Source organism: Bifidobacterium biavatii DSM 23969, assembly GCF_000741165.1.
GTDB classification, from domain to species: Bacteria; Actinomycetota; Actinomycetes; order Actinomycetales; family Bifidobacteriaceae; genus Bifidobacterium; species Bifidobacterium biavatii.
The window spans coordinates 1-22,622 of the sequence record NZ_JGYN01000034.1; the positions used below are offsets into that span (position 1 = coordinate 1).

The 22,622-nt window shown below is 65.0% G+C and carries 13 protein-coding genes, 1 tRNA gene and 1 other RNA gene; 10 read left to right on the forward strand and 5 right to left on the reverse strand.

Going from position 1 to position 22,622, the window contains the following annotated elements; genetic code table 11:
- Nucleotides 1-676, forward strand: a 676-nt coding sequence (locus tag BBIA_RS11250; protein ID WP_156103695.1) for a DUF1727 domain-containing protein, incomplete at its 5' end; no start/stop codon positions are given.
- Nucleotides 677-852: 176 nt separating this feature from the next.
- Nucleotides 853-1,608 carry a type 1 glutamine amidotransferase gene (locus BBIA_RS11255; RefSeq protein ID WP_152600541.1) on the forward strand — a complete coding sequence of 252 codons (756 nt, stop codon included), beginning with the start codon at nucleotides 853-855 and terminating at the stop codon, nucleotides 1,606-1,608.
- A 189-nt stretch (nucleotides 1,609-1,797) separates the two neighbouring features.
- On the opposite strand, the gene BBIA_RS14985 is transcribed toward BBIA_RS11255, so the two are convergent.
- The 4 genes from BBIA_RS14985 to BBIA_RS11275 all read right to left on the reverse strand — a co-directional run bounded on the left by BBIA_RS14985 (nucleotide 1,798) and on the right by BBIA_RS11275 (nucleotide 9,111).
- Nucleotides 1,798-5,991, reverse strand: coding sequence for a 5'-nucleotidase C-terminal domain-containing protein (locus tag BBIA_RS14985; RefSeq protein ID WP_238548511.1), 4,194 nt, complete (start codon nucleotides 5,989-5,991; stop codon nucleotides 1,798-1,800).
- Between the two features lie 1,141 nt (nucleotides 5,992-7,132).
- A tRNA-Ala gene (locus BBIA_RS11265) sits at nucleotides 7,133-7,205 on the reverse strand.
- Nucleotides 7,206-7,325: 120 nt separating this feature from the next.
- Nucleotides 7,326-8,069 carry a DedA family protein gene (locus BBIA_RS11270; RefSeq protein ID WP_033494161.1) on the reverse strand — a complete coding sequence of 248 codons (744 nt, stop codon included), beginning with the start codon at nucleotides 8,067-8,069 and terminating at the stop codon, nucleotides 7,326-7,328.
- A 184-nt stretch (nucleotides 8,070-8,253) separates the two neighbouring features.
- Nucleotides 8,254-9,111, reverse strand: a complete 858-nt coding sequence (locus tag BBIA_RS11275) for an alpha/beta hydrolase (RefSeq protein ID WP_033494065.1) — start codon at nucleotides 9,109-9,111, stop codon at nucleotides 8,254-8,256.
- 215 nt (nucleotides 9,112-9,326) lie between these two features.
- On the opposite strand from BBIA_RS11275, the gene rsmI reads away from it, so the two are divergent.
- Nucleotides 9,327-10,406 carry a 16S rRNA (cytidine(1402)-2'-O)-methyltransferase gene (gene rsmI, locus BBIA_RS11280; RefSeq protein ID WP_238548512.1) on the forward strand — a complete coding sequence of 360 codons (1,080 nt, stop codon included), beginning with the start codon at nucleotides 9,327-9,329 and terminating at the stop codon, nucleotides 10,404-10,406.
- Nucleotides 10,407-10,473: 67 nt separating this feature from the next.
- On the opposite strand, the gene BBIA_RS11285 is transcribed toward rsmI, so the two are convergent.
- Nucleotides 10,474-12,936 carry a transglycosylase domain-containing protein gene (locus tag BBIA_RS11285; RefSeq protein WP_081892352.1) on the reverse strand — a complete coding sequence of 821 codons (2,463 nt, stop codon included), beginning with the start codon at nucleotides 12,934-12,936 and terminating at the stop codon, nucleotides 10,474-10,476.
- A gap of 187 nt (nucleotides 12,937-13,123) precedes the next feature.
- Between BBIA_RS11285 and ffs the strand changes: the two genes are divergently transcribed.
- The 7 genes from ffs (at nucleotide 13,124) to BBIA_RS11315 (ending at nucleotide 22,364) form a co-directional block, all read left to right on the forward strand.
- Nucleotides 13,124-13,218, forward strand: an RNA gene (gene ffs / locus BBIA_RS13950) — signal recognition particle sRNA small type.
- A 55-nt stretch (nucleotides 13,219-13,273) separates the two neighbouring features.
- Nucleotides 13,274-14,452 (forward strand): phosphatase PAP2 family protein, encoded by a 1,179-nt coding sequence (locus BBIA_RS11290; RefSeq protein WP_033494067.1) that lies wholly within the window; start codon nucleotides 13,274-13,276, stop codon nucleotides 14,450-14,452.
- Between the two features lie 88 nt (nucleotides 14,453-14,540).
- Nucleotides 14,541-17,534: a type I DNA topoisomerase gene (gene topA / locus BBIA_RS11295; protein ID WP_033494069.1), complete on the forward strand. Its 2,994-nt coding sequence runs from the start codon at nucleotides 14,541-14,543 to the stop codon at nucleotides 17,532-17,534.
- A 265-nt stretch (nucleotides 17,535-17,799) separates the two neighbouring features.
- Nucleotides 17,800-18,576 carry a dTMP kinase gene (gene tmk / locus BBIA_RS11300; RefSeq protein WP_051924018.1) on the forward strand — a complete coding sequence of 259 codons (777 nt, stop codon included), beginning with the start codon at nucleotides 17,800-17,802 and terminating at the stop codon, nucleotides 18,574-18,576.
- Nucleotides 18,573-19,751 (forward strand): DNA polymerase III subunit delta', encoded by a 1,179-nt coding sequence (locus BBIA_RS11305; protein WP_033494071.1) that lies wholly within the window; start codon nucleotides 18,573-18,575, stop codon nucleotides 19,749-19,751. The genes tmk and BBIA_RS11305 overlap by 4 nt, the downstream gene beginning before the upstream one ends.
- Before the next feature lie 241 nt (nucleotides 19,752-19,992).
- Nucleotides 19,993-20,700, forward strand: a complete 708-nt coding sequence (locus BBIA_RS11310; RefSeq protein ID WP_033494073.1) for a GntR family transcriptional regulator — start codon at nucleotides 19,993-19,995, stop codon at nucleotides 20,698-20,700.
- 323 nt (nucleotides 20,701-21,023) lie between these two features.
- Nucleotides 21,024-22,364 (forward strand): PTS sugar transporter subunit IIC, encoded by a 1,341-nt coding sequence (locus BBIA_RS11315; RefSeq protein ID WP_033494074.1) that lies wholly within the window; start codon nucleotides 21,024-21,026, stop codon nucleotides 22,362-22,364.
- Nucleotides 22,365-22,622: the final 258 nt, after the last annotated feature.

Here is a 22,622-nt window from a genome sequence, read left to right on the forward strand (position 1 = left end):
CGCCCGCAAGGCCGCGCCCGCCGCCGTCGTCGCACCCTCCGCGCCGGCCGCCACGTCCCGCACCGGCTCGCTGGCCGCCCGAGTGAACACGTTCGCCGAAGCCTCCGACAGCGCCCTGCTCGCCGCCGTCTCGCACGTCACGCCCGCGTTCGGCCGCGGCGAAGTCATCGACGTGAACGGCGTGCCCACCGAACTGCTGCTCGTCAAGAACCCGATGGGATTCCGCCTCTCGCTCGCCAGCTTCCCGCCGAGCGCCACGACCGACACGATGATCGTCATCAACGACGAATACGCGGACGGCCGCGACATGAGCTGGCTGTGGGACGTCGACTTCACCAGCCTGCGCGGCACCGGCGTGCGGCAGGTGTCCGGCGTGCGCGCGTGGGACATGGCGCTGCGCCTCGGCTACGACCAGGTGCCGGTCGGTGCGGTCGACACCGACATTGACGCCGCGCTCGCCGCGTTCCTCAAGCCGGCGGCCTGCGCGGCCGACACGGCCGGCGAACCCGGGGCATCCGGTTCGTCCGTCGGCACGACCGCCAGTTCGGACGCGTCCGGAACATCCGTCGCGGCCCCGACCAGCCGCCACATCTACTGCACGTACACGGCCATGCTCGCCGTGCGCGCCGCGCTCGCCCGCATCGCCGACGTCGCGGACGCCGGCGTCGGCAAGTGACGGTCCTGTCATGTCGACCGAGGCGAAGCCGAGCGGAGACATCTTAGGATGCGCGGCATGCAAGATTTCTCGACTTCGCTGCGTTTCGCTCGAAATGACACGGTAAGACGCAGTCGCACCCGCTCGAAGTGACTTGGTAAATCAACCGTCGCCTTCATGCAACACCAAAGGAAGCTATCATGACCACCATCGACATCATGTCCCTGTATCCGAAGGACATGAACATCTACGGCGACTCCGGCAACGTGCTCACCGTCACGCGCCGCCTCGCGCTGTACGGCTACGAGCCGTGCGTCACCGCATACAATCAGGGCGACGACTGGCCCGACCACGTCGACATGATCCTCGGCGGCGGCGGTCAGGACACCGGCCAGAAGAAAATCATCGACGACTTCTTCCGCCGCGCCGACCTGCTGCGAACGCTCGCGGCCGACGGCACGCCGATGCTCATGATCTGCGGCCTGTACCAGCTGTTCGGCGAGTATTTCGAAACGGTCGACGGCACGCGTCTCGACGGCATCGGCGTGATCGGCGCGTACACGGTCGGCCAGGACGTGCGCATGATCGGCAATCTCGTCGAACACAGCGACGACTTCGGCGACGTGATCGGCTACGAGAATCATTCCGGCCAGACGTTCCTGCGCGACGGCGTGCGCCCGCTCGGCCGTGTGGACGCGGAAGGCCGCGGCAACAACGGTGAGGACCACACCGAGGGCGCGCGCGTGCACAATGTGATCGGCACGTACATGCACGGCTCGCTGCTGCCGAAGAACCCGAAGATCGCCGATTTCCTGATCCGCACGGCCGTCGAACGGCGATACGGCGCGTTCGAGCCGGAACGGTACCAGACCGACGACCAGCGGACGGCGTTGGCTGCGCTCGACCGTGCTGCGGATCAGGCGCGTCGCGTCGCCGCCTCGCGCCCGCGGTGACGCGCAGCCAACGTACGGTCGCGGAGTGACGTGGTATGACGCGGCGTGACGTACAGCCACGGTGACGTACGGTTGCGGCTGCGGATCATGCGAGGCATGACCGTGCGGCGCGACAATGCCGCGAAAACAGCGGAAGGGGCATCCGGCAGATGAAACCGGATGCCCCTTCAAGCGTTACCTAGCATAGCCTCACAGGCTGCGCCACGCAACTCCCTCCGCACGCCAACCGCGGTGGGCCGACGTGATCACGTCGTATTCGCCCTTGCTGGTGGTGTACAGATGCTCGCCGTTCTTCGGGTTGTACGCGCGGTACACGGTCGTCTTGCCTTCGGCCGACTGATACCAGGCGATGCCCTCGGCACGCCAGCCGTACTTGGTGGTGAGGATCACGCATTCTCCGTAGCTGGCGGTCCAATGGTGGTTGCCGTTGTCCGGGTTGTACGCGCGGTACACCGGCTTGCCGGCGCTCGCCGACGCCGCCTGCTTGAACGCGACACGCTCGTAGTTCCAGCCGCGCTTGACCAGCATGTCCTTTTCGTGCGAGTTGACCGTGTAGTGGTGCAAGCCGGAGTGCGGGTTGTACAGACGGTACACGGGCACGGCCTTCACCGTCGGCTTGGTCGGCTCGGACGGCTCGTCGGGCTTCGGCGTGGGCGTCGGCTCAGGTTCCGGTTCGGGCGACGGCTCCGGCGACGGCGATTCGCCGGCCTTCACCGTGATCGGCAGCGTCACCGTCGTGCCGTTCGTCGCGCCGACGATCGTCAGCGTCGCGGCGCCGGCGGCCTGTCCGGTCGGAACGGTGATCTTCAGATCGGCCGTGTCGCCGTTCGCGACGTCCGCCGCGCCGACAGTCGCGTCGCCGATCGTCGCGGTCAGCTTCGTCTCGACCGGCACTCCAAGCGACGTGAGCGTGAGCTTGGAGAAGCGCAGATCAAACGACGATCCGGCCGTCACGTCGTCGGTCGGCAGTCCGGTCACGGCGACCGCGCGGCGATCGTAGCGCGGCTTGAGCGGCGAGTTCTTGCCGATGTACTCGATCCACGCGTCGCGATCGACCAGACCGGTGTCCTTCGTGTTCGTGCCGGCAGCGAACGCGCGGAAGTTGTCGCCGCCCTCGAGCAGGAAGCTGAACGAGCCGATGCGGTACTTGCGCTTCAGGTCGAGCGGCTGGCCGTTGACCGTCACGGACGTGACGTGCTCGCCCTGCTTGGCGTTCGGATCGTACGTGTACGAGACGTTGTGCGACAGGCCGAGCTGCAGGTACGGGCGGGACGGCGTGGTGCCGTCCGCGGTGGTCTGCCACTGCTGTTCGAGCGCTTCCTTGAACTGCGCGCCGGTGAGCGTCGTGGTCCACAGGTTGTTCAGGAACGGCAGCACGGCGTTCGCCTGAGCGTACGTGATCGAGCCGTCCGCCGCGAGCGAGCACTTGTCGCCATTGCCGGTCCGGCAGAACTCCGCGCGCAGGCCGCCCGGGTTGACGACGCCGATTTCGGCGCCGCCGCGGTCCGCGGACTTGAGCGAGTCGAGCAGCGCGTCGGCCACGAGGTTGCCCATCGTGGACTCGGACGCGCGGTCGTCTCGCTTGCCGTCCAGATACGCGGTGGTGATGTCCGCCGCGACCGAGCCGACCTTCTCGTTGCCCTTCGCGTCGGCGACCTTGAGCGCCGCGTCGACGATCGACTTGACCTGCTTGACCGTCGTGTCGCCGGCCGCGGCGAGCTCGTCGTCGGACTTGCTCGTGTCGACCGGGACGTTGCCGGACTTTGCGTACGTTACCTTGTCGGTCGTCTGGTCATAGTCGAGCACGACCTGGCCAACGTTCGCTGCGTAGCTGCCCGTCTGGATGACCGGCCGGCCGTTGTGCGCCGGATCGGCGTAGTCGTACGCCATGTGCGTGTGGCCGGTGAAGATCGCGCCCACGGCCGGATCGGTCTGGTCGACGATCTCCTTGAACACCGGGCTGGCGGCCTTCTGCTCGTCGAGCGTCGGCTTGCCGGTCGTCGCGTCCTCGCTGGCGGGCGCGCCCTCGTGGTATTCGGCCACGATCACGTCGGCCTCGCCGTTGGACTCGTCGCCGTCGGTCAGCTGCTTGGCGACGCGGTTCACGGCTTCGACCGGATCGCCGAAGTCGATGCCGCTGATGCCGCCGGGGGAGACGAGCGTGGAAGTCTCCTGCGTGACCGCGCCGATCACGCCGACCTTCACGCCGTTGACGTCCTGGATGCTGTACTCCTTGAGCGCCGGGGTCTTGGTGCCCTTCTTGTATACGTTCGCGCCGAGGTAGTCCCACTTCGCGTTGCGAGCGTTGTCCTTGCCGATCACGCGGTCGGTCAGATCGGCATAGCCCTGATCGAACTCATGGTTGCCGACCGACGACGCCTTCAGCCCGAGCGCGTTGAGCACGTCGATCGTCGGCTGGTCGCGCTGCACGGACGAGTTGAACAGCGACGCACCGATCAGATCGCCCGCGCCGAGCAGCAGCGACGAATCCGGGTACGCGGCGCGCAGCTGTTCGACCGTGGAGGCGAACGGCACGGTCAGGTTCTTGTCGATGCGGCCGTGGAAGTCGTTGACGTTGAGCAGGTTGATGGTGGTCGTCTTCTGCTCCGGCTGGCCCGGCTGCTGCGAACCGCCGTTCGCGGCTTCGATCCAGCCCTGCCGCAGCGAATGGCCGTTGGTCACCGAGTCGTCCGCCCAGAAGACCGGCTTGTAGGTCTTGCCGGCCTTGCCGCCCTTGACCGTGCGCGCCTCCGCGTCCGGGGTGACGGCGAAGCCTTCGGTGTTGCCAGCTGCGATTTCGGTCGGCGTGGCGGTGAGCTTGGTCAGCTGCAGTGCACCCGACTTGTCGAACTCGTAGGTCGCGATCATCGCCTTGGTGGGCTTCTCGTCCGTGCCGATCGTGTTGTCGCCCTCGGCGAGCAGCTGGTTGTGCTCGGCATCCCACGTCAGGTCGCGAGGCCCGGAATAGCCGGCGTTCGCCGCGTTCTCGGGCAGCGGGATCTGCGCCACCGGGTACGCGACGTCCTTGCCGCCGACCGTGGCGAGCGCGAACGCGTAGATCGCGTTGGTCTTTTCGAGCGCGGCGAAGAACAGGCCGCCGAAATCGTTCGCGGTGCCGGCCGGATCGTACGCGTGCGCGTTCTTCGGATCAAGGTTCGAAACGAACTTGTTCGCGGTGAGCGTCGCGTCCGGGATGAACGCCACGCCCTCAACGCCAAGGTTCGCATCGTCGCCCTTGTCGAGCGTCACGCCAAACTGGCTGAGCGCCGCGGTCAGGTTCCACTCGTTCGTGGCGGTCAGGTCCTGCGCGCCGTCGTCGTTCGTGTCAGTGGTCTGCTGGCTCACGTCGTAGCGCAGGATGGACGGGCGGGGTTCCTTCTTGTTCTCGTTGTCGCGTTCCGCGCCGATGAACACGCCCTTCGCCGGGTCACCGCCGATCAGTGTGATACCTTCGGAATCAACGCCGCCTTTGCCGTCCTTGAAGTGCAGCTGCTTGCCGCCCTTGGTCTGGCTGTTGAGCTGGAAGCTCCAGCCGTCGGCCGGATCCTGCTTCCACGAGCCGGTCGTCTCGTCGTAGACGAACTTGTTGATCGCGCCGGCACCCTTCGGTCCGGTGATGCCGAGCGTCGGGTTGAGATCGTTGTCCGCGGCCCACAGCGTGCCCGGCTTGCCGTTCGCGCCGGGCTGGTAGACCAGTCCGGACAGGTTGCCGTCGGTGTGCTCGCCGGTCGCCTGGCCGGCGCCGAACTCGTCGGTGCCGTCGATTGCGGTCACCGCGTCGAGGCCGGGCCATGCGGCCACGTCCAGCTTGTCGCCGGACGGCTGGTCCGGCTCGGTCTGGGTTCCGTCTCCCTGCTTGACGAGTCCATCGGCGTCGCTGTTCGCAACGTACACGGCGTTCTTGTCGTCGCCGGACCAGCCGAAGTTCAGAACCAGCTCGCCGGACTTGTTCCAGACGCGCACCTGATCTTCCTTGCCCAGGCCGATGCTCGCCAGCTGGTCCAGATTGAACTGCAGTTCGCCGGCGGCCGGGATCGCCGTGCCGTCCGGAATCGTGTACGTGTGGTCGGCGCTGTCCTTGTCGTCGCGGATCAGCCAGCCGGACACGTCGACCGGCTTGGTGTTCTTCGATCCGAGTGTCACGGTGTCGGTGCCGACGTCGATGCGCTTGAGATAGACGGCGGTGGCGGCGTCCTTGATGATGGTGTCGGTCGCGGCGTTTGCCGCCGGTGATGCCGTCTGCGTGGTCGCCTGCGTGCTGGATACGGGCGGCTGCTCGTCGGCGAATGCCGTGACCGTCGTGGTCGCCGGAATCGCGGCGAGCGGGACGATCAGGGCGACCGACAGCAGCAGGCCCTGCATGCGCTTCGTGATGCTTGGCATGATGCTCCTTGTCTTCATCGATATGGGCCCCCAACTTGCAACCCATGGATTCCACGCTACGGGTTTGCGGCAACGGCCGTGCGGAAGGCGTCTGAACGGGAGACCAACTTTACGCGAAGGCCTCGGGGCGGCTACGTTGCCGGGAGGATGCGCAATGCGGGCGTGGCGCAATGCAGGCGTGGCGTAATGCGGGCGTGGCGTAATGCGGGCGTGGCGTAATGCGGGCGTGGCGCTGTACGGGCGGGGTGCTGTGCGGGAGATGCGGGATGATGAGCGATAATGCGGGATGACGTGCGATGATGCGTGGGCGGGTTCGAATGGTGATGCGGCGAGGTGTGCCGTCTCCTGCGGCGCGCGGGTCATGCGCATGCGAGGACGGGGGGCGACTCTTCGGTTGCCGGCGTGATGGATTCGGCCGCAATTCGGCGGCATTCGGGATTCTCAGGTAATTTTCAGTATTTATCGATAATGCGCTATGGAATGTATGGTTATATGACACTTGTGACCGCAAGGTCCACAACTTAACACCTTTCTTCTTCATCTCCTTTCTTTCTCCTTTGAGCCCGGCACCCGCCGGGCTTTTCTCTTTTTGGGCATGGACAGGACAATGCCGGTGCTCCGAACGGTTTTGTCGGCAGAAGAATCGGGTCGTGGGCATAACCCGACCACTATCACCCGCTGATCGTGGGCATGGCCGGTTCATTTGCGGGAACGTGGGCATAGACGGTACACGAACGAGTCCATTCCCGCCCGCTCATGTACCGTCTATGCCCACGAATTCTGTCAGTGTACCGTTTACACCCACAATGTCTGATTATTCATGTGATTATTCATGATGTTTTGCTCTTCGAGCCGGTTTTCGTCGGTGCTCGACGTGGAGAATGATCCGTCTATGCCCACACCCGGTATTCGACGAGACTGATTCGTTGTGCTCGTCAGACATGGTGTGGGTGGAAACGGTACATTACGAAAACAAGACAGGAATGGGAAAGAATGTACCCATAACCGTACCCATAACAGTGCCTCATCCTGCCTCATTGTGTGTGATAGGGCTCATATCCGGCACGGGACAAAAATGGCGGAATTCCAACGGTTTTGGGTAAAGAAAAACCCTCGGGGGTGGAATCCCGAGGGTTCTTCGTGGAGCTGATGGTAATCGAAACCACGACCTCTTCGATGCGAACGAAGCGCTCTACCAACTGAGCTACAGCCCCATTGGATGTTGTCTTGCTCCGCAGGACAACTCGCTACACTCTAATACGCGATTGGCTCGAATGCAACTCGAAGTGTGAAGGTTTCGTGATGACTTATGGATGGTTGCGAATGGTTACGGTTCACTTGGCGTGACGCGGCGTGGCGGATTCACTGCTGGCAATGTCATCGTCCCCGGCACCATCCACGCCTGCAGCGCCCGCCGCCGTCTTCTTGCCGAACTTGGCCTTGAGCAGGCCCACGATCGTCGGAATCAGCGACACGGCCAGAATCAGCACGATCACCAGCTCGAAATGCTGCTGCACGGCCGGAATGTTGCCGAAGAAGTAGCCGAGCAGCGTGAACAGCGACGACCAGATGAAACCGCCGAGCACTGAGAACGGCGTGAACCGGCGCCAGCGCATGCCCGAAATGCCCGAAATAAACGGCATGAACGTGCGGATGAACGGGAAGAAGCGACCCAGAAACACCGCAAGCGGACCCCACTTCTCGATCATCTTTTCGGTCTTCTCGATGCGCTCCGGCGTCATGGCCTTCACCTTGCCGGACGCGATGATCCGCCGGCCGAAGAAATGGCCGATGAAGTAGTTGCACTGATCGCCGATGATCGGCGCGCACCACACGACCGGCAGCAGATAGTGCAGCGGCAGCGCGACCTGTCCGGTCGTCGCGTCGGGCGCGGCGAACACGCCGGCCGCGAACAGCAGCGAGTCACCCGGCAGGAACGGGAAGAACACGACGCCCGTCTCAATGAACACGATCAGGAAGATGAAGCCGAGCGTGGGCGCCACGCCCATCGCGATCCAGCTGGCGATCGCCGCGCGCGGATCCTTGAGCAGCTCGATGATGAAATTGATGAAACCCATGAACATCCCGTCAATATCGTTGCGAATGTCAAATTAAACCTGTACGAACGATACCAGCGGCCATGTAAGAGGGACGGGCAATATGAATCTGCAAGAGGCCCCGGCATCATTCCGCCGAGTGTCATTCCGCCGAGTGTCCGGCCGGACCCTCAATCATGCGTTCAGCCGGACACCCGCCGCATGTTCAGTCACTCGCACAGCACTCATCCGCATGCCCCGCCGCAAACGTGCGCTCCAGCCAGTCGCACGCCAGCTTCGGCCAGATCTGGATGCACGGGAACACGGCCGCCGGATCGGCGTTCCACGCGGTCTCCATCGTGCCGAGCGCCAGCCCGTGCCAGCCTTCCGGGAACAGGTGCGCCTCCACGCTCACGCCGGCCGCCTTGCACGCGCCGATCAGCATCAGCGTGTTCTCGACCGGCACCGCATTGTCGGTGACCGTATGCCACACGAACACCGGCGGCATGTGCGCATCGACGTGCTTCTCGACCGACAGCTTGTCGAGCCACGCGGCGTCGTCCTTGCGCTCCGGGCCGAGCAGATTGTCGAAGCTGCCGCGATGCGCGAGCGGTCCGGACGTGACGACCGGATACGCGAGCATCAGCGCGTTCGGTCGCACGGCGTCCGCGTCATAGCCGTGCGCGGCGAGATCGTCGTCGCCGACTGTGGTTGCGAGATTCGCGGCCAGGTGCCCACCCGCGGAAAAGCCGATCGTCGCGACGCGATCGGGGTCGACGTGCCATTCGTCCGCATGATCGCGGATCTGCCGCATCGCCTCCGCCGCCTCGCACAGTGCGACCGGATACCGGCTCGGCGAGCACGAGTAGCGCAGCACGAACGCGTGATAGCCTGCGCCGACGAACTTGAGTGCGATCGGCTCGGCCTCGCGGTCGGACGTCATCGCGTAGCCGCCGCCCGGAATCACGAGCACGGCCGGCCGCCGGCGGTTCGCGTCCACCTCGTCGCTGTTGTCGATCACATAGCCGATAAATCGTGCCTCGCTGCCGTCAATGCCGGTAATGGTCCGTTCAAAATACTGCATTGTCCCCTCCGTTGCGATGGTTCGCGTCGTGCGTTTGCCTTGTCCACCGTGCACGTCGCGGCACGAGTCACGTTACTCGCGTCGCTGGTCACGGCGAGAGTTCGCGCCGGCTGCGGACATGACGGCCGGGTGCGGGTTGATCGGAACCGTCGGCCGGTCCCGTGCCCTGGCCGCCGCGCACGGCGAAGTAGCCGGCGTGCGGAATACTGGTAGGCATGACAGACGCGAATGATGAGGTTGAAGAAACGATGATCGACGGTGTCGCGGCGGATGCCGCGGATGCCGCGAACGTTGCGAACGTTGCGAACGTTGCGAACGTTGCGAACGTTGCAGATGGCGCCGCTGCCGACGACGGTGCCTCCGGCGCGCAGGAGACGGGCCAGGCCGCCGCCGATCGCGCGACGACGATCGCGATCCCGCGTGGCACGGTCGTGCTCGCTGCAACGCCGATCGGCAACGTCGGCGACGCGTCCGAACGGTTGCGTGCGCTGCTCGCCGACGCGGACATCGTCGCCGCCGAGGACACGCGTCGACTGTACGATCTGGCCAACCGTCTCGGCGTCCACGTCAACGGTTCCGTCGTTGCGTACCACGACCACAACGAGCGCAACAAGGCCGACGGCCTGCTCGACCGCGTCGAAACCGGCGCGACCGTGCTCGTCGTCTCCGACGCGGGCATGCCGACCATCAACGATCCGGGACTGGCGATCGTGCGTCGCGCGATCGAACGCGGCCTGCCGGTCACGTGCGCGCCCGGCCCGTCCGCCGTGCTCGACGCGCTCGCGCTGTCCGGCCTGCCGACCGACCGTTTCTGCTACGAGGGCTTCCTGCCGCGCAAGCACGCCGAACGCGTGCAGCATCTGCGCATGCTGCTGCCCGAGCGCCGCACGATCGTGTTCTACGAGACGCCGCACCGCATCGCCGAGTCGATGGACGATCTGCTCGACGCGTTCGGTCCGGATCGTCCGATGGCGTTGTGCCGCGAATTGACCAAGGATTATGAGGAGATTCGCCGCGGCACGGTCGGTGAGATTCGGCAGGGCGTGATTGACGTGCCGCCGCGCGGCGAGATTGTGCTGGTGATCGGCGGCGCGTCCGACGAGGAGGCCGCTGCGGCCGCGCCCGCCACGCTGAGCGTGGACGAGCTGGCCGTGCTGGCGATCGACCGCGCGCTTGAGGATGGGCTGCGCATCAAGGACGCGATCACGCAGGTCGCGCAGGAGCATCCGCTGCCGGACGGCTCGCTGCCGAACCGCAAGCAGATCTACGCGGCCGTGCTCAAAATCAAGGAGTGAGCCGGGGGTAAGCCGGATAGTGGGTCAGATCGAGTGACGGCGGGATGATCTCGCAGTCAGATCACGGCTACTGCGCGGAGCTTGAGGACCCGCCGTCGGACTGGCCGGACGTGCCCGCATCGCCGGAATCGCCGGTCGTGTCGGATCCGGTGTTCGAGCCGGTATCCGTGCCCGTCGTGCCGTCGCCGCCGGTCGTGCCGTCCGTGGAACCGTTGCCGGTCGTGCTGTTGGTGGTGCCGTTCGTCGAATCCGAACCGTTCGTCGTGCCGGCGGTGCCGGAGCTGTTGCCGTTGGTCGTGCCTGCACTCGAACCGTTGCCCGTGCCGTCGCCGGAACCCGAGCCCGACGCGCCGCCGCTGGTCGTACCGGACTGACCGTCGGTGCCTTCGGTGGTGGCGCCGTTGTTTTCGGTCGTCGTGCCGGAGTTTCCGGAATTGTTGTTGGAATACGTGTACGTGTAGCCGCCGCCGGTGCCCCACGTGCCGTCCGGGCCGCCGATCTTGCCGTTGTCGGTCGCGGTCGGGAACTGCTCGACGTCCGTGCCGGCGAGCGCCTGCTGCATGAACTCGGTGAACAGGTGCGCCGGGTAGCCGGTCGAGGAGACGCCGTATCCGGAGAATTCGGGCACGACCTGCGGCGAGCCGTTGTCGTCCGGGTTCCAGATTGCCCACACGTTGAGCAGCTGCGGCACGTAGCCGACGAACGATGCGGCCGTCTCGTCGTTTGCGGTGCCGGACTTGCCGGCCACGTCGCGGCCTAGCGCGGCGGCCGTGCCCGCAGCGGTACCGGTTGTCGTGGTGCCCTGCATGGCCTTCTGCACGAGCGCGCAGTCGTTCGCGTCGAACACCTGCTTGTTTTCGGCCGCGGTCTTGTACATGTCGTTGCCCTTGTAGTCCTTGACCGTGGACACGACGTGCAGCGTGTTCTTCACGCCGTTCGCGGCGATCGTCGAATGGCCTTGAGCGAGGTCCCATGCGGTGGTCGCGTTGATGCCGAGCACGTTGTACGGCGACGTTTCGTCGATTTTGGACGTGATGCCGGCCTCGTGCGCGATTTTGGCGAGCCGCTGCGGGGTCAGGTGCTCGTTGACGTTCATGAACACGGTGTTCACCGAGTTGGCCGTGGCCTGGTACAGGTTGATGTAGCCCCAATTGATTTCCAGCGCGTTGTTCACTTCTTTTTCGATGCCGGTGAAATGCTGGTGCGAGTTGCCGTTGAAGATCGTGTTGAAGTTCACGCCCTCCTGCGCGGCGCCGAGCAGCGCGAACGGCTTCATGGTTGAGCCGGGCTGGAACGTGGCCTGCGTGGCGTTGTTGAGCGGCTGCTTGAGGTAGTCGGAGCCGGCGTACATGGCCTTGACCGAGCCGTCGCGCGGGTCGACGGCGATGCCGCCCACTTGGATGCTTGACGGCATGCCGTCCGGCCGCGTGTCGCCGACGGTTTGGATTTCGCTCTGCATGGACTTGTCGAGCGTGGTGACGATCGTGTAGCCGCCGGTTTCGATGTCGTCCTTGGTGAACGATCCGGAGTTGATGAGCTCGTTTTCGACCGTGGTGAGCAAGTAGCCGTTGTAGCCGCCGAGCACGTTGTTCTGCGTGTATTCGATGGTTTTGGGCAGCGTGTTGTTCTTGCTGTGCTCGGCGGCGGTGATGTAGCCGTCCTCTTCCATGATGTTGAGTACGCGCTTCATGCGCTGTGTGGCCATTTTTGGGTTGTCGTCCGGGTCCCATGTGCTCGGCGCGGGGATGATGCCGGCGATCATGGCCGCTTGGTTGAGGGTCAGATCCTTCGCGTCCTTGCCGAAGTACGCCTGCGCGGCCGCTTGGATGCCGTATGCGCCGCGGCCGAGGTAGATCGTGTTCATGTAGTTGCACAGGATTTCGCTTTTGTCCTGCGCCTGCGCGAGCTTGAGCGCGAGGATCGCCTCGCGCGCCTTGCCGATGTATGACGTGGTTTCGCCCAGATAGTAGCGTTCTGCGTACTGCTGGGTGATGGTCGAGCCGCCTTGGCGTGTGCCCTTGGTGATGTTGTTGACAAGCGCGCGTCCGATGCCGCGCAGGTCGATGCCCTTGTTCGTGTAGAACGTGCGGTCTTCGGAGGCGACGATCGCGTTGCCGACGTATTCGGGCAGGTCGTTGCATTCGATGATTTCGCGGTTCTGTTCGGCGAACGAGCCGATTTCCGTGGTGCCGTCCGAATAGTAGACGGTGGTCTTCGATGCGAGCGCGATCTTGTCGGCTTGCGGGATGGCCGTGGTGACGTAGAAATAGGCGAATACGCCGACGCCCGCGGCGATGCCTGCGAGGATCAGTCCGAGGAAGATCTTGAGGAACAGATGCTTGTGGCGGCGGGGGTCGCGGCTGCCTGCCGAACGGTGCATTCCGCCGCCGAAATGGCGCGGCGCGGGCCTGCGCGGGCCGCTGTTACGGGCCGACGAGCGGTTCTGGGAACCGGCGCGGTGGGCTGCGTGGCGGCGGGTGCCGTTGTTGGCCGAGCGGGTGCTGCGGGTTGCGTTTCGTGAGTCAGACATGATCCCCACCGTAACCACCACCCATGAAAACGTCGGTGTCCTCTCACACGATTACATGGGTTCCTTCACACTATTTCCCCGGAATCCTCACAATTCGACGGAAGACCCATCGGCGGCACAACGCAGCCTCCGATGGGCGTGATGTTCGGGGCGGGAGGCGTTTGTCCGAGGATGCTGTACACTGTTTAACAGCCTCCACGCGGCGCTATGTCACCCAACTCCCCCAGGGCAGGAATGCAGCAAGGGTAAGTGGCCTCTGACGGGTGCGTGGAGGTTTTTCCATACTTTCGCGCTTATCCCCGGTTCCGCCCATGCGTCGGATAGTAGAGTCAAGCCTATGACCGACAAGACCCCCATCGTGCGCGACCCCCAGCCTTCCGTGAACATGCTGCAGCAGCCTCCGACCGCGCAGCCCGGTGCACAGTCGCCCGCGGCCGCCCAGCCTTCCCCGTCGGCCCAGCCGTTCGCCCCGTTGCGGGAAACGGACGCGTTCGGCGCGCCGCCCGAACCGGCAACACCGTCCGCCCCCTCCGCCGACGCGGACGATCTGGAACGCGGCCTCGCCCGGCTCGACCCGCTTACCGTCCGCCCGCGCACGTCCAGCCGCGTGCTGTGCGTCGTGTTCGGTCTGCTGCTCCTCGCCGCCGCATTCGGCGCATGGTGGCTCGGCGTGCGCACCGAAACCGGCCAGTCGTATGACGAAATCGTCATCACCGGTTTCACGAACAACCTGCCCGGCTGGATCACGTTCCTGCTCGAACCGTTCCTGATCTCCGACCACTATCTCGGCCTGCCGGTCGCGCTCAACCCGACCATCATCGTGTCGCTGCTCATCGGCTTGGCCGGACTTGTCGTCATGGTCGTGCGCAAACGTTGGTGGCTGATCGGCCAGAGTGCCGTCTTCGCCGCACTGTGCTACGCGTCCACGTATCTCAAGGACGTGTTGCCGCGGCCGTATCTCATCAACACGGACACGCCGCACACCAATTCCGCGCCGTCCGGTCACGCGATCCTCGCCGCGACCGCCGCGATGATCCTGCTCGTCGCCGTGCCGCGCGCGTGGCGTGCCGTGTGCGCGCTGTTCGCCGCGTTCTTCTCCATCGTGATCGGCATGTCCGTGATCGCCGGCGGATGGCACCGGCCGACCGACGTGGCCATGTCGCTGCTCATTGTTGGCGGGCTGGCGCTCGTCGCGCTCGCGTTCACGCGCACGTCCGGCATGGATGATCCGGGCCGTCGTGTGTCGTCGCCGAGTGTGCAGATCGTTGGCACGGTGATGATCACGGCCGGACTGTTCGCCTGCGCGTACGCCGCGTACGTGATCTGGCAGATCGCGCCCGGACTTGCGGTGAGTGCCGCGTGGTCGGCGTCCGGCGCGTACCTGTCGGTGATCGTCGGCGTGAACGGCGTCGCCGCGCTCGTGTTCGGCCTAGCGATCGCCCTGCGCCACCTGACCGCCGCGCCGCTGACCAAGCTCGGGCTCGTCGGCGCGCCGCCGGCGCCACCTCGCCGTTAGCCCGGTCGCGCGTCGACGATTGACGCGGCCGTTGACCGCACGTCATGGTTAATATGACGTTCCGTAGGCACAGTATTAAGGAGAAGGCATGGCAACCGGCAGCAAGCTCGTCATCGTGGAGTCTCCCACCAAGGCCAAGAAGATCGGCGGCTACCTCGGCAGCGGCTACACCGTCATGGCGTCGGTGGGCCACATCCGCGATCTCGCGCAGCCCAGCCAGGTGCCCGCGTCCGACAAAGCGAAGTTCGGCAAGTTCGGCGTGGACGTCGAGGACGGGTTCAAACCGTATTACATCGTCGACGGCGACAAGAAGAAAACCGTCTCCGAGCTCAAGAGCGCGCTCAAGAACGCCGACGAGCTCTACCTCGCCACCGATGAGGATCGCGAGGGCGAGGCGATCGCGTGGCATCTCGTGCAGACGCTCAAGCCGAAGGTGCCCGTCAAGCGCATGGTGTTCCACGAGATCACGCCCGAGGCGATCAAGGCGTCGCTGACCAAGACGCGCGACGTGGACGGCGCTATGGTCGACGCGCAGGAGACCCGTCGCATCCTCGACCGCCTCTACGGCTACGAGCTGTCGCCGGTCCTGTGGCGCAAGGTCGGCCCCGGCCTGTCCGCCGGCCGCGTGCAGTCCGTCGCCACGCGACTCATTGTCGAGCGCGAGCGCGAGCGCATGGCGTTCGTCCGCGCGCCCTACTGGGACGTGACGGCCGAACTCGCCGCGCCCGACGCGGAAGGTCAGGAAACCACGTTCGACGCGCGCATGACGTCGCTTGGCGGCCGTCGTCTCGCCGCGTCCAAGGATTTCGGTGCGGACGGCAAGCTTACGGCCGCCGGTCTCGCCGACAACGTCCGCCAGCTGGACGAAACGGCCGCGCACGCCGTCGCCGACGCGCTGCGTACGGCCGCGTTCACCGTCATGTCGATGGAAACCAAGCCGTATCGCCGTCGTCCGCAGCCGCCGTTCACCACGTCGACGCTGCAGCAGACCGCCGGCAACCGTCTCGGCATGAGCTCGCGCGCGACGATGCGCGCCGCGCAGGGACTGTACGAAAACGGCTACATCACGTACATGCGAACCGATTCGGTGACGCTGTCGCAGGAGGCCATTTCGGCCGCGCGCGCGTCCGTCGAACAGCATTTCGGCAAGTCGTTCCTGTCCGACGCGCCCAAGCAGTACGCGACCAAGACCGCCGGCGCGCAGGAGGCGCACGAGTGCATCCGCCCGGCCGGCGCGACGTTCCATGATCCGGCCGAGCTGGCCACCAAGGTGCCGCCGGACCAGCTGCGCCTGTACACGCTGATCTGGCAGCGTACGCTCGCCTCGCAGATGGCCGACGCAACCGGTTCGACCGCGACCGTGCGGCTTTCTGCCCCGGCCGGAGGCGAGTTCGGCGAGGCGGTGTTCCAGGCGTCCGGCACGGTGATCGAGTTTCCGGGCTTCATGAAGGCGACGGGGGAGGGGCGGCGTGCTTCCGGCCCGTCTGGGACCGGCGCTGCTGCGTCCGCCGCGGCTGACGGCAAGACCGCCGACGGCAAGGCCAAGGCCAAGGACGCGGAGGACAACGCGTCCCTGCCGCCGATGACCGTCGGCCAGCAGGTCGGCGCGCGCGACGTGACCGCCGACGGTCACGAGACGCAGCCGCCGGCGCGCTACACCGAAGCGTCGCTCGTGAAAACGCTGGAAGCCAAGGAAATCGGCCGTCCGTCGACGTATGCGAGCATCATTTCCACGATCATCGACCGCGGGTACGTGTACGAGCGCGGCCGTGCGCTCATCCCGTCGTGGCTTGCGTTCTCGGTCATCAAGCTGCTCGAGACGAAGTTCCCCAAGTACGTGGACTACGAGTTCACGGCCGACATGGAAAACGGGCTCGACCAGATCGCGCACGGACGCGAAACCGGCCGCGACTGGCTGACGCGTTTCTACTTCGGCTCCGGAGAGGGCGCGGCGGAGAACGCCGACCAGGCGCACGCCGGCTTGCAACAGCAGGTCGCGCAGCTTGGCGAAATCGACGCGCGCGCGATCAACACGATCGACATCGGCGACGGGCTGCACGTGCGCGTCGGCCGTTACGGCCCGTATCTGGAGGATATGGAGCATCTCGACGCGGAAGGCAATCCGAAGCGCGCGTCCCTGCCGGACACGCTTGCGCCGGACGAGCTGACCGTGGCCGTGGGCCACGACCTAATCGAGAACAATTCTGGCGGTCCGCGCGTGCTGGGTGTGGATCCGGTATCGGGTGGCACGGTCGAGGTGCGCAACGGGCGGTTCGGCCCGTATGTGGCGCTGGTGCCGGCTGAGACCGCAGAGGCAGGCGCCGAAGCCGCCGGTACGTCCGGTGCGGAGGATGCCGCGGGCGCTGACGGTTCTGCGGGTACCGCTAAGAAGACCACGGCCAAGACTAGGAAGACCACGGCGAAAACCTCCAAGAAGGCGGCTGCCGCGCCGAAGCCCAAGATGGCATCGCTGTTCAAGACCATGAGCCCCGAATCACTCACGCTCGAGGACGCGCTGCGCCTGCTCAGCCTGCCGAGGCTCGTGGGCACGTACGAGGAAACGAACGCGGAAACCGGTGAGATCGGCGAATCCAAGGTCGAGGCGAACAACGGCCGCTACGGCCCGTACCTGACCAAGACCGCGGTGGACGGCAAGACCGAAACCCGTTCGCTCGGCTCGGAGGACGAGATCTTCACGGTCGACATCGACAAGGCGAAGGAACTGTTCGCTCAGCCGAAGTACGGCCGCGGCCGCGGGCGAGGCGCGGCCAAGCCGCCGCTGCGCGAGCTGGGTCCGGATCCGGAGACCGGCAAGCCGGTGACCATCAAGGACGGCTTCTACGGCGCGTACATCACCGACGGCGAAACCAACCGCACGGTGCCCAAGCAGTACACGCCCGAGTCGATCGAGCCGGCTGAGGCGTTCCGCCTGCTCGCCGAGAAGCGCGCGGCCGGACCTGCTAAGAAGCGCACGCGCAAGACGACGGCCAAGTCGGCAACGTCTAAGACCAAGACGACCAAGTCGACCACGCGTAAGACGACCACGACCCGCAAGACCGCAGCCAAGAAGACCGCCGAATAGGCTTGTTGCGATCTGTGAGGCAGTTTTGCGCGATGGCATGCGTCTATCTGCGATCTGTGAGGCAGCCTGCCTTGTCGTTTCGACCATATCCTCTTGGAAGAAGCGGGTTCGGAGCCGACGGAACCGGGGAACGCTGCCTCACAGATCGCAAGTAGATCCGTGCAGCTCGGTGAATCTGCCTCACACAATGCGGATAGGCACGTGAATGGGGTCCGAACCGAGGTTCACGCAAGACGGAGGGCACTTTTTGTTAAGGTGAAGGACTATGACCGGACTGTTCATTTCGTTTGAGGGCGTCGACGGCGTGGGCAAAACCACGCAGGTGAAGCGGCTGAGGCGCTATCTGCGCGATCTCGGCCGCGAAACCGTCGTGACCCGCGAACCGGGCGGCACGCCGCTGGGCAAGGCCATCCGCCGCATGCTGCTCGAAGGCGTCGTCGCGGATCCGAACGGCGGCAAGAACGCCAAGTCCGTCCCGGTCGACATCGCCGCTCGCACGGAGGCGCTGCTGTTCGCCGCCGATCGCGCGCAGCACGTGGCTGAGGTCATCCGCCCGGCCCTCACGCGCGGCGCGGTGGTCATCACCGACCGGTACATCGACTCGTCGCTCGCCTATCAGGCGGGCGGCCGCGAACTGACTTCCTACGAGATCCGGAACCTGAGCATGTGGGCTACGAACAACCTGTTGCCCGACCGCACCTACCTGCTCGACATGGACCCGGCCGCCTCGCACGCGCGCCTGCGCCACGGCGAGGACCGCATGGAATCGGCCGGCGATGGCTTCCAGTCGCGCACCCGGCAGGCGTTCCTCGACTTGGCCGCCGGCGACCCGGACCGTTTCCGCGTGATCGACGCGGGCCGTTCCGTCGAGGAAGTGTGGGAGACCATCCAGGCCGACATCGACGCGCTGCTCGCCAACGCGGGGGCCAATGCGGTTCCTGCTGACGGCGTCTCGGCGTCCCGCGTTGGCCAGGCCTCGGCGGCCAAGCCTGGTCCGAAGTCCGGTTCCAAGCCCCGCAACCGGAAAGGCGGCTCGCGATGAGCGTGTGGGATTCGATCGTCGGCCAGAAGCCCGTCACCGACCAGCTGTGTGCGATCGCCGCCGGCGACCCGAAGGCCATTGCCCAGTCGTGGCTGATCTGCGGCCCTCCCGGCTCCGGCCGCTCGAACGTGGCCCGGGCCTTCGCCGCCGCGCTCGAAAGCCCCGACCACGGCCTGAACGACGAACCCACCAAGGTCACCCGACAGGTGCTCGCCGGCACGCATCCGGACGTGACCTCGCTCGCCACCGACAAGGTCACGATCGGCATCGCCGAGGTGCGCGAGCTGATCGGCGTGAGCGAGCAGATGCCCGGCACTGCGCCGTGGCGGATCATCATCATCGAGGACGTTGACCGCATGCTGGAACGCACCACGAACGTGCTGCTTAAGGAGATCGAGGAGCCGGCCGAACACACGATCTGGCTGCTGTGCGCCCCGAGCGCGCAGGACGTGCTGCCGACCATCCGCTCGCGCACGCGCATCGTGAACCTCGCCGTGCCGTCCGACCGGGCGGTCGCGAACTTCCTCATGAACACGGTGAACCCGTCCCTGCCGGACGAGAAGCGCTTCAACGAGCATGTCGCCGCGCGTGCGGCCCGCTTGGCCGAAGGGCACATCGGCGTCGCCCGCCTGTACGCCACGGACGAGCGGGTCATGTCCGACCGCGACGAGCTGGTCGTCGGCGTGCTCAATCTCGCGCGCGCGTCCGACGCGGTGCTGCTCGCCGGCCGTCTTATCGACAACGCGAAAGGGCAGGCCGACGACGACGTGAACCGTCAGGCCGCGGCCGCGGAGGCCGAGTTCCGCCGCGTCAACGGACTAGGGGAGAAGGACCGGATTCCGACGAGCCTGCGCGGTGCGTATAACCAGATCGCCAAGAAGGACGAGCTGAAACGCCGTGCCACGCGCCGCAGCCGCGACGTGCTCGACCGCGCGCTCAATTCGGTCGCGTCGATCTACCGTGACGTGGCCGTGTTGCAGAACAACGCGGAGGATTCGGTTGGCCTGGTGAACTTGGAGAACCGCACGGCGATCACCGAACTGTCGGTGCGTTTGACGCGCGAGGGCGCGGTGCGACGATTGGACGACATCGCCACCGCACGCCGCCGTTTGGCTGGCAACGGCAACCCGTTGCTTCTGTTCGAGGCCCTGTTCTGCGCGTTGATTCCGCGCTGACGACGCGTGTGCCGCGAACGTCGTTGCGGGCGTCGGTGCAGCGTCGGTGCGGTGCCGCGCCGCCCGTGCGCATGGTCTGCGCGGAGAGTCGTGAAACCGCCCGTGTGGGGCGGCGTGTACGGTCGTATACTTGAGTTATTCGAAGAATAAAAAGTTATGCGATTTTCCGAATGCTGCAGAACGGCGGCGTTCGGCGTGCGACTTCGGGAATCGCTGCAATCATTGGGACGAAGGGGTACACATGACCGTGAAGCAGCGGGAACTGGCAGCAAAAATTCTGCATCGCATCGAGGCGGGCGAATTCGCCGAGACAAGCCGCCTGCCCACTGAGGATCAGCTCATCGAGCAGTACGGGGTGTCGCGATACTGCGTGCGTGGTGCGATCGCCGTGCTCGCCGAGGCGGGCGAGGTGTTCCCGGTGCGGGGCAGCGGCGTGTTCGTTCGTGAGGAACGCAATGGCATATACATGCCGATCAGCACGTCCTACGGCATCGCGGCTGATTTTCCGGACAGGAAGGTCGTTTCGAAGGTGTGCGAGCTCGCGGTGACCCGTGCGGACGAACAGCTGGCGAAGCGCATGCGCTGCGATGTGGATGCTCCGGTGTGGCGTGTGGTGCGTCTGCGTTGTGTGGACGACCTGCCGATCAGCTATGAGACGGCGTGGTATCTCAAGGAGTATGTGCCGTTTCTCAACGAGGATATCGCGTCCGGATCGTTGTACCGGTATATGCGCGATGATCTGGGACTGCGCTTCGGGTTCACCGACAAGGTGATTCATATGGGCTGGCTTGGCGCGGAGGCGGCGCGTCGGCTGGGGCTCGAGGAGGGGGATCCGGCGATCTGCATCGAGGATGATGCTTTTCTGTCCAACGGCAGGCTGTTCAACGCCTCGTACAACCTGTATCACTACAAGAACGCGAAGTTCTATTCGATGGCGTCGATGCGCTGACGGGGCGCGCCGTTGTGATTCGTGCGGCGCGCTCCGTGCGGGGCGGGTGTGACGCATCATGCCCTAACGTCAATAAATTATTCGAATAACTTTTTGGCTGCCGCGTGTCGCAGTGGCGCAATGGTTGCGATAAACCCCAGTGTTTCCAACGCTTTTTGCTGTAAAAATCGCGTGTTTTCGCAGATTTGACGTTCCGTAAAAACGGCGTATATAATGAAGCCATAGTTATTCGAACAACTCAAGAAGTTACGAATAACTGATAACTGCACATGGTATGAGGGGCTGAGCCGCCCCGACATCCCAAGGAAGGGAAAGACAACAAGATGAAGGAAAAGATGCAAGCCATCGGCGATGCGATGCTGAATGGCTTCATGAAGTTCGCCAGCCTCAAGGCGCTGGTGGCATTGAAGGACGGCTTCGTCCTCACGATGCCGGCCACGCTGATCGGCTCGCTGTTCCTGCTGCTCGCCAACCTGCCGTTCGAAGGCTACAGCGATTTCATGGCCGGTATTTTCGGTGACATGTGGAACGTCGGCCTCAATCAGGTTTCCACGGCAACGTTCAACATTCTGGCAATCATCGTGGCGGTCGGCATCGGCTACGCCTACGCCCGCAACGAAAAGTGCGATGGCATCTCCTCCGGCCTGCTTTCGCTGGTCGCGTTCTTCATCGTCTCCCCGTCCTCGATGACCCTGTCCAAGGACAACGTCGAGGCCCTCGGCAACAAGACAGCCGAACTCTCCGGCATCTTCAACCAGACCTGGACCGGCTCCAACGGCATCATCTCCGCCATCATCATGGGCCTGCTCGTCGGCTGGGTCTACACCGCCTGCATCAAGCACGACCTGAAGATCAAGATGCCTGACGCCGTGCCGCAAGGCGTCACCAACGCCTTCTCCGCCCTGATCCCGGGCCTGTTCGTCGTCACCGGCTCCGCCATCCTGTACCACCTGTGCAAGGTGTTCGGCGGCCTGTCCCTGACCGAGCTCATCTTCAAGATCCTCCAGATCCCGCTGCAGTCCCTCACCGACACCTGGGGCGGCGCGATCATCATCATCGTCCTCATGTCCCTGCTGTTCTGGTGCGGCATCCACGGCGCCAACGTCGTCTCCGGCGTGGTCACCCCGCTGCTGCTCGCCAACACCCTGAGCAACCAGAAGCTCTTCGATGCCGGCGTTGCCCCGTACACCAAGGCCAACGGCTACCACTACCTGACCCCGCAGGTCATCGACTGCTTCTGCAAGTACTCCGGCGTCGGCCTGACCGTCGGCCTGCTGGTCGCCGCCCTGATCTTCGCCAAGTCCGAGCAGCTGCGCACCGTCTCCAAGCTCTCCATTGTGCCGGGCATCTTCGGCATCAACGAGCCGGTCATCTTCGGCCTGCCGATCGTGTTCAACCCGATCATGCTCATCCCGTTCGTCCTGACCCCGCTCGTCGCCATGGTCATCATGTACGGCGCGATCTCCATCGGATTCATCGCCCCGTTCGGCGCCGTGCAGGTGCCGTGGACCACGCCGCCGATCATCTCCGGTATCATCCTCGGTGGCTGGAAGGCCGCCCTGCTGCAGGTCATCATCGGTGTGATCGCCGTCTTCATCTACATGCCGTTCGTCAAGATGCAGGACAAGATCTGCCTCGAGCAGGAAGCCGGTTCCGCCGAGTGATCGGCGCCATCGCCCAGAACCTGACAGCTGAATAACGACATACACATCCTTTTCTCGCCTCCTCTGAGAAAACAACCGGCCGGCCGTGCCACCGATCTGTCGTCGGACCGATGGCGCGACCGGCCACCCTACGTACGCCCATGCACGCCCCGGATCGCCAAGCGGTCCGCATGTCCGTCCGCAGAACCGTCCCGCAGCTTCCGCAACGGCAACGGTTCCTGACAACCATTCACTTATCCGACTTCAACAACTCAACAA

What these genes read in the sequence shown, in the direction of transcription:
- BBIA_RS14985 (WP_238548511.1), bottom strand. Translation starts at nt 5,991, where the DNA reads ATGCCAAGCATCACGAAGCGCATGCAGGGCCTGCTGCTGTCGGTCGCC.
- BBIA_RS11270 (WP_033494161.1), bottom strand. Translation starts at nt 8,069, where the DNA reads ATGGGTTTCATCAATTTCATCATCGAGCTGCTCAAGGATCCGCGCGCG.
- BBIA_RS11275 (WP_033494065.1), bottom strand. Translation starts at nt 9,111, where the DNA reads ATGCAGTATTTTGAACGGACCATTACCGGCATTGACGGCAGCGAGGCA.
- rsmI (WP_238548512.1), top strand. Translation starts at nt 9,327, where the DNA reads ATGACAGACGCGAATGATGAGGTTGAAGAAACGATGATCGACGGTGTC.
- BBIA_RS11285 (WP_081892352.1), bottom strand. Translation starts at nt 12,936, where the DNA reads ATGTCTGACTCACGAAACGCAACCCGCAGCACCCGCTCGGCCAACAAC.
- BBIA_RS11290 (WP_033494067.1), top strand. Translation starts at nt 13,274, where the DNA reads ATGACCGACAAGACCCCCATCGTGCGCGACCCCCAGCCTTCCGTGAAC.
- topA (WP_033494069.1), top strand. Translation starts at nt 14,541, where the DNA reads ATGGCAACCGGCAGCAAGCTCGTCATCGTGGAGTCTCCCACCAAGGCC.
- tmk (WP_051924018.1), top strand. Translation starts at nt 17,800, where the DNA reads ATGACCGGACTGTTCATTTCGTTTGAGGGCGTCGACGGCGTGGGCAAA.
- BBIA_RS11305 (WP_033494071.1), top strand. Translation starts at nt 18,573, where the DNA reads ATGAGCGTGTGGGATTCGATCGTCGGCCAGAAGCCCGTCACCGACCAG.
- BBIA_RS11310 (WP_033494073.1), top strand. Translation starts at nt 19,993, where the DNA reads ATGACCGTGAAGCAGCGGGAACTGGCAGCAAAAATTCTGCATCGCATC.
- BBIA_RS11315 (WP_033494074.1), top strand. Translation starts at nt 21,024, where the DNA reads ATGAAGGAAAAGATGCAAGCCATCGGCGATGCGATGCTGAATGGCTTC.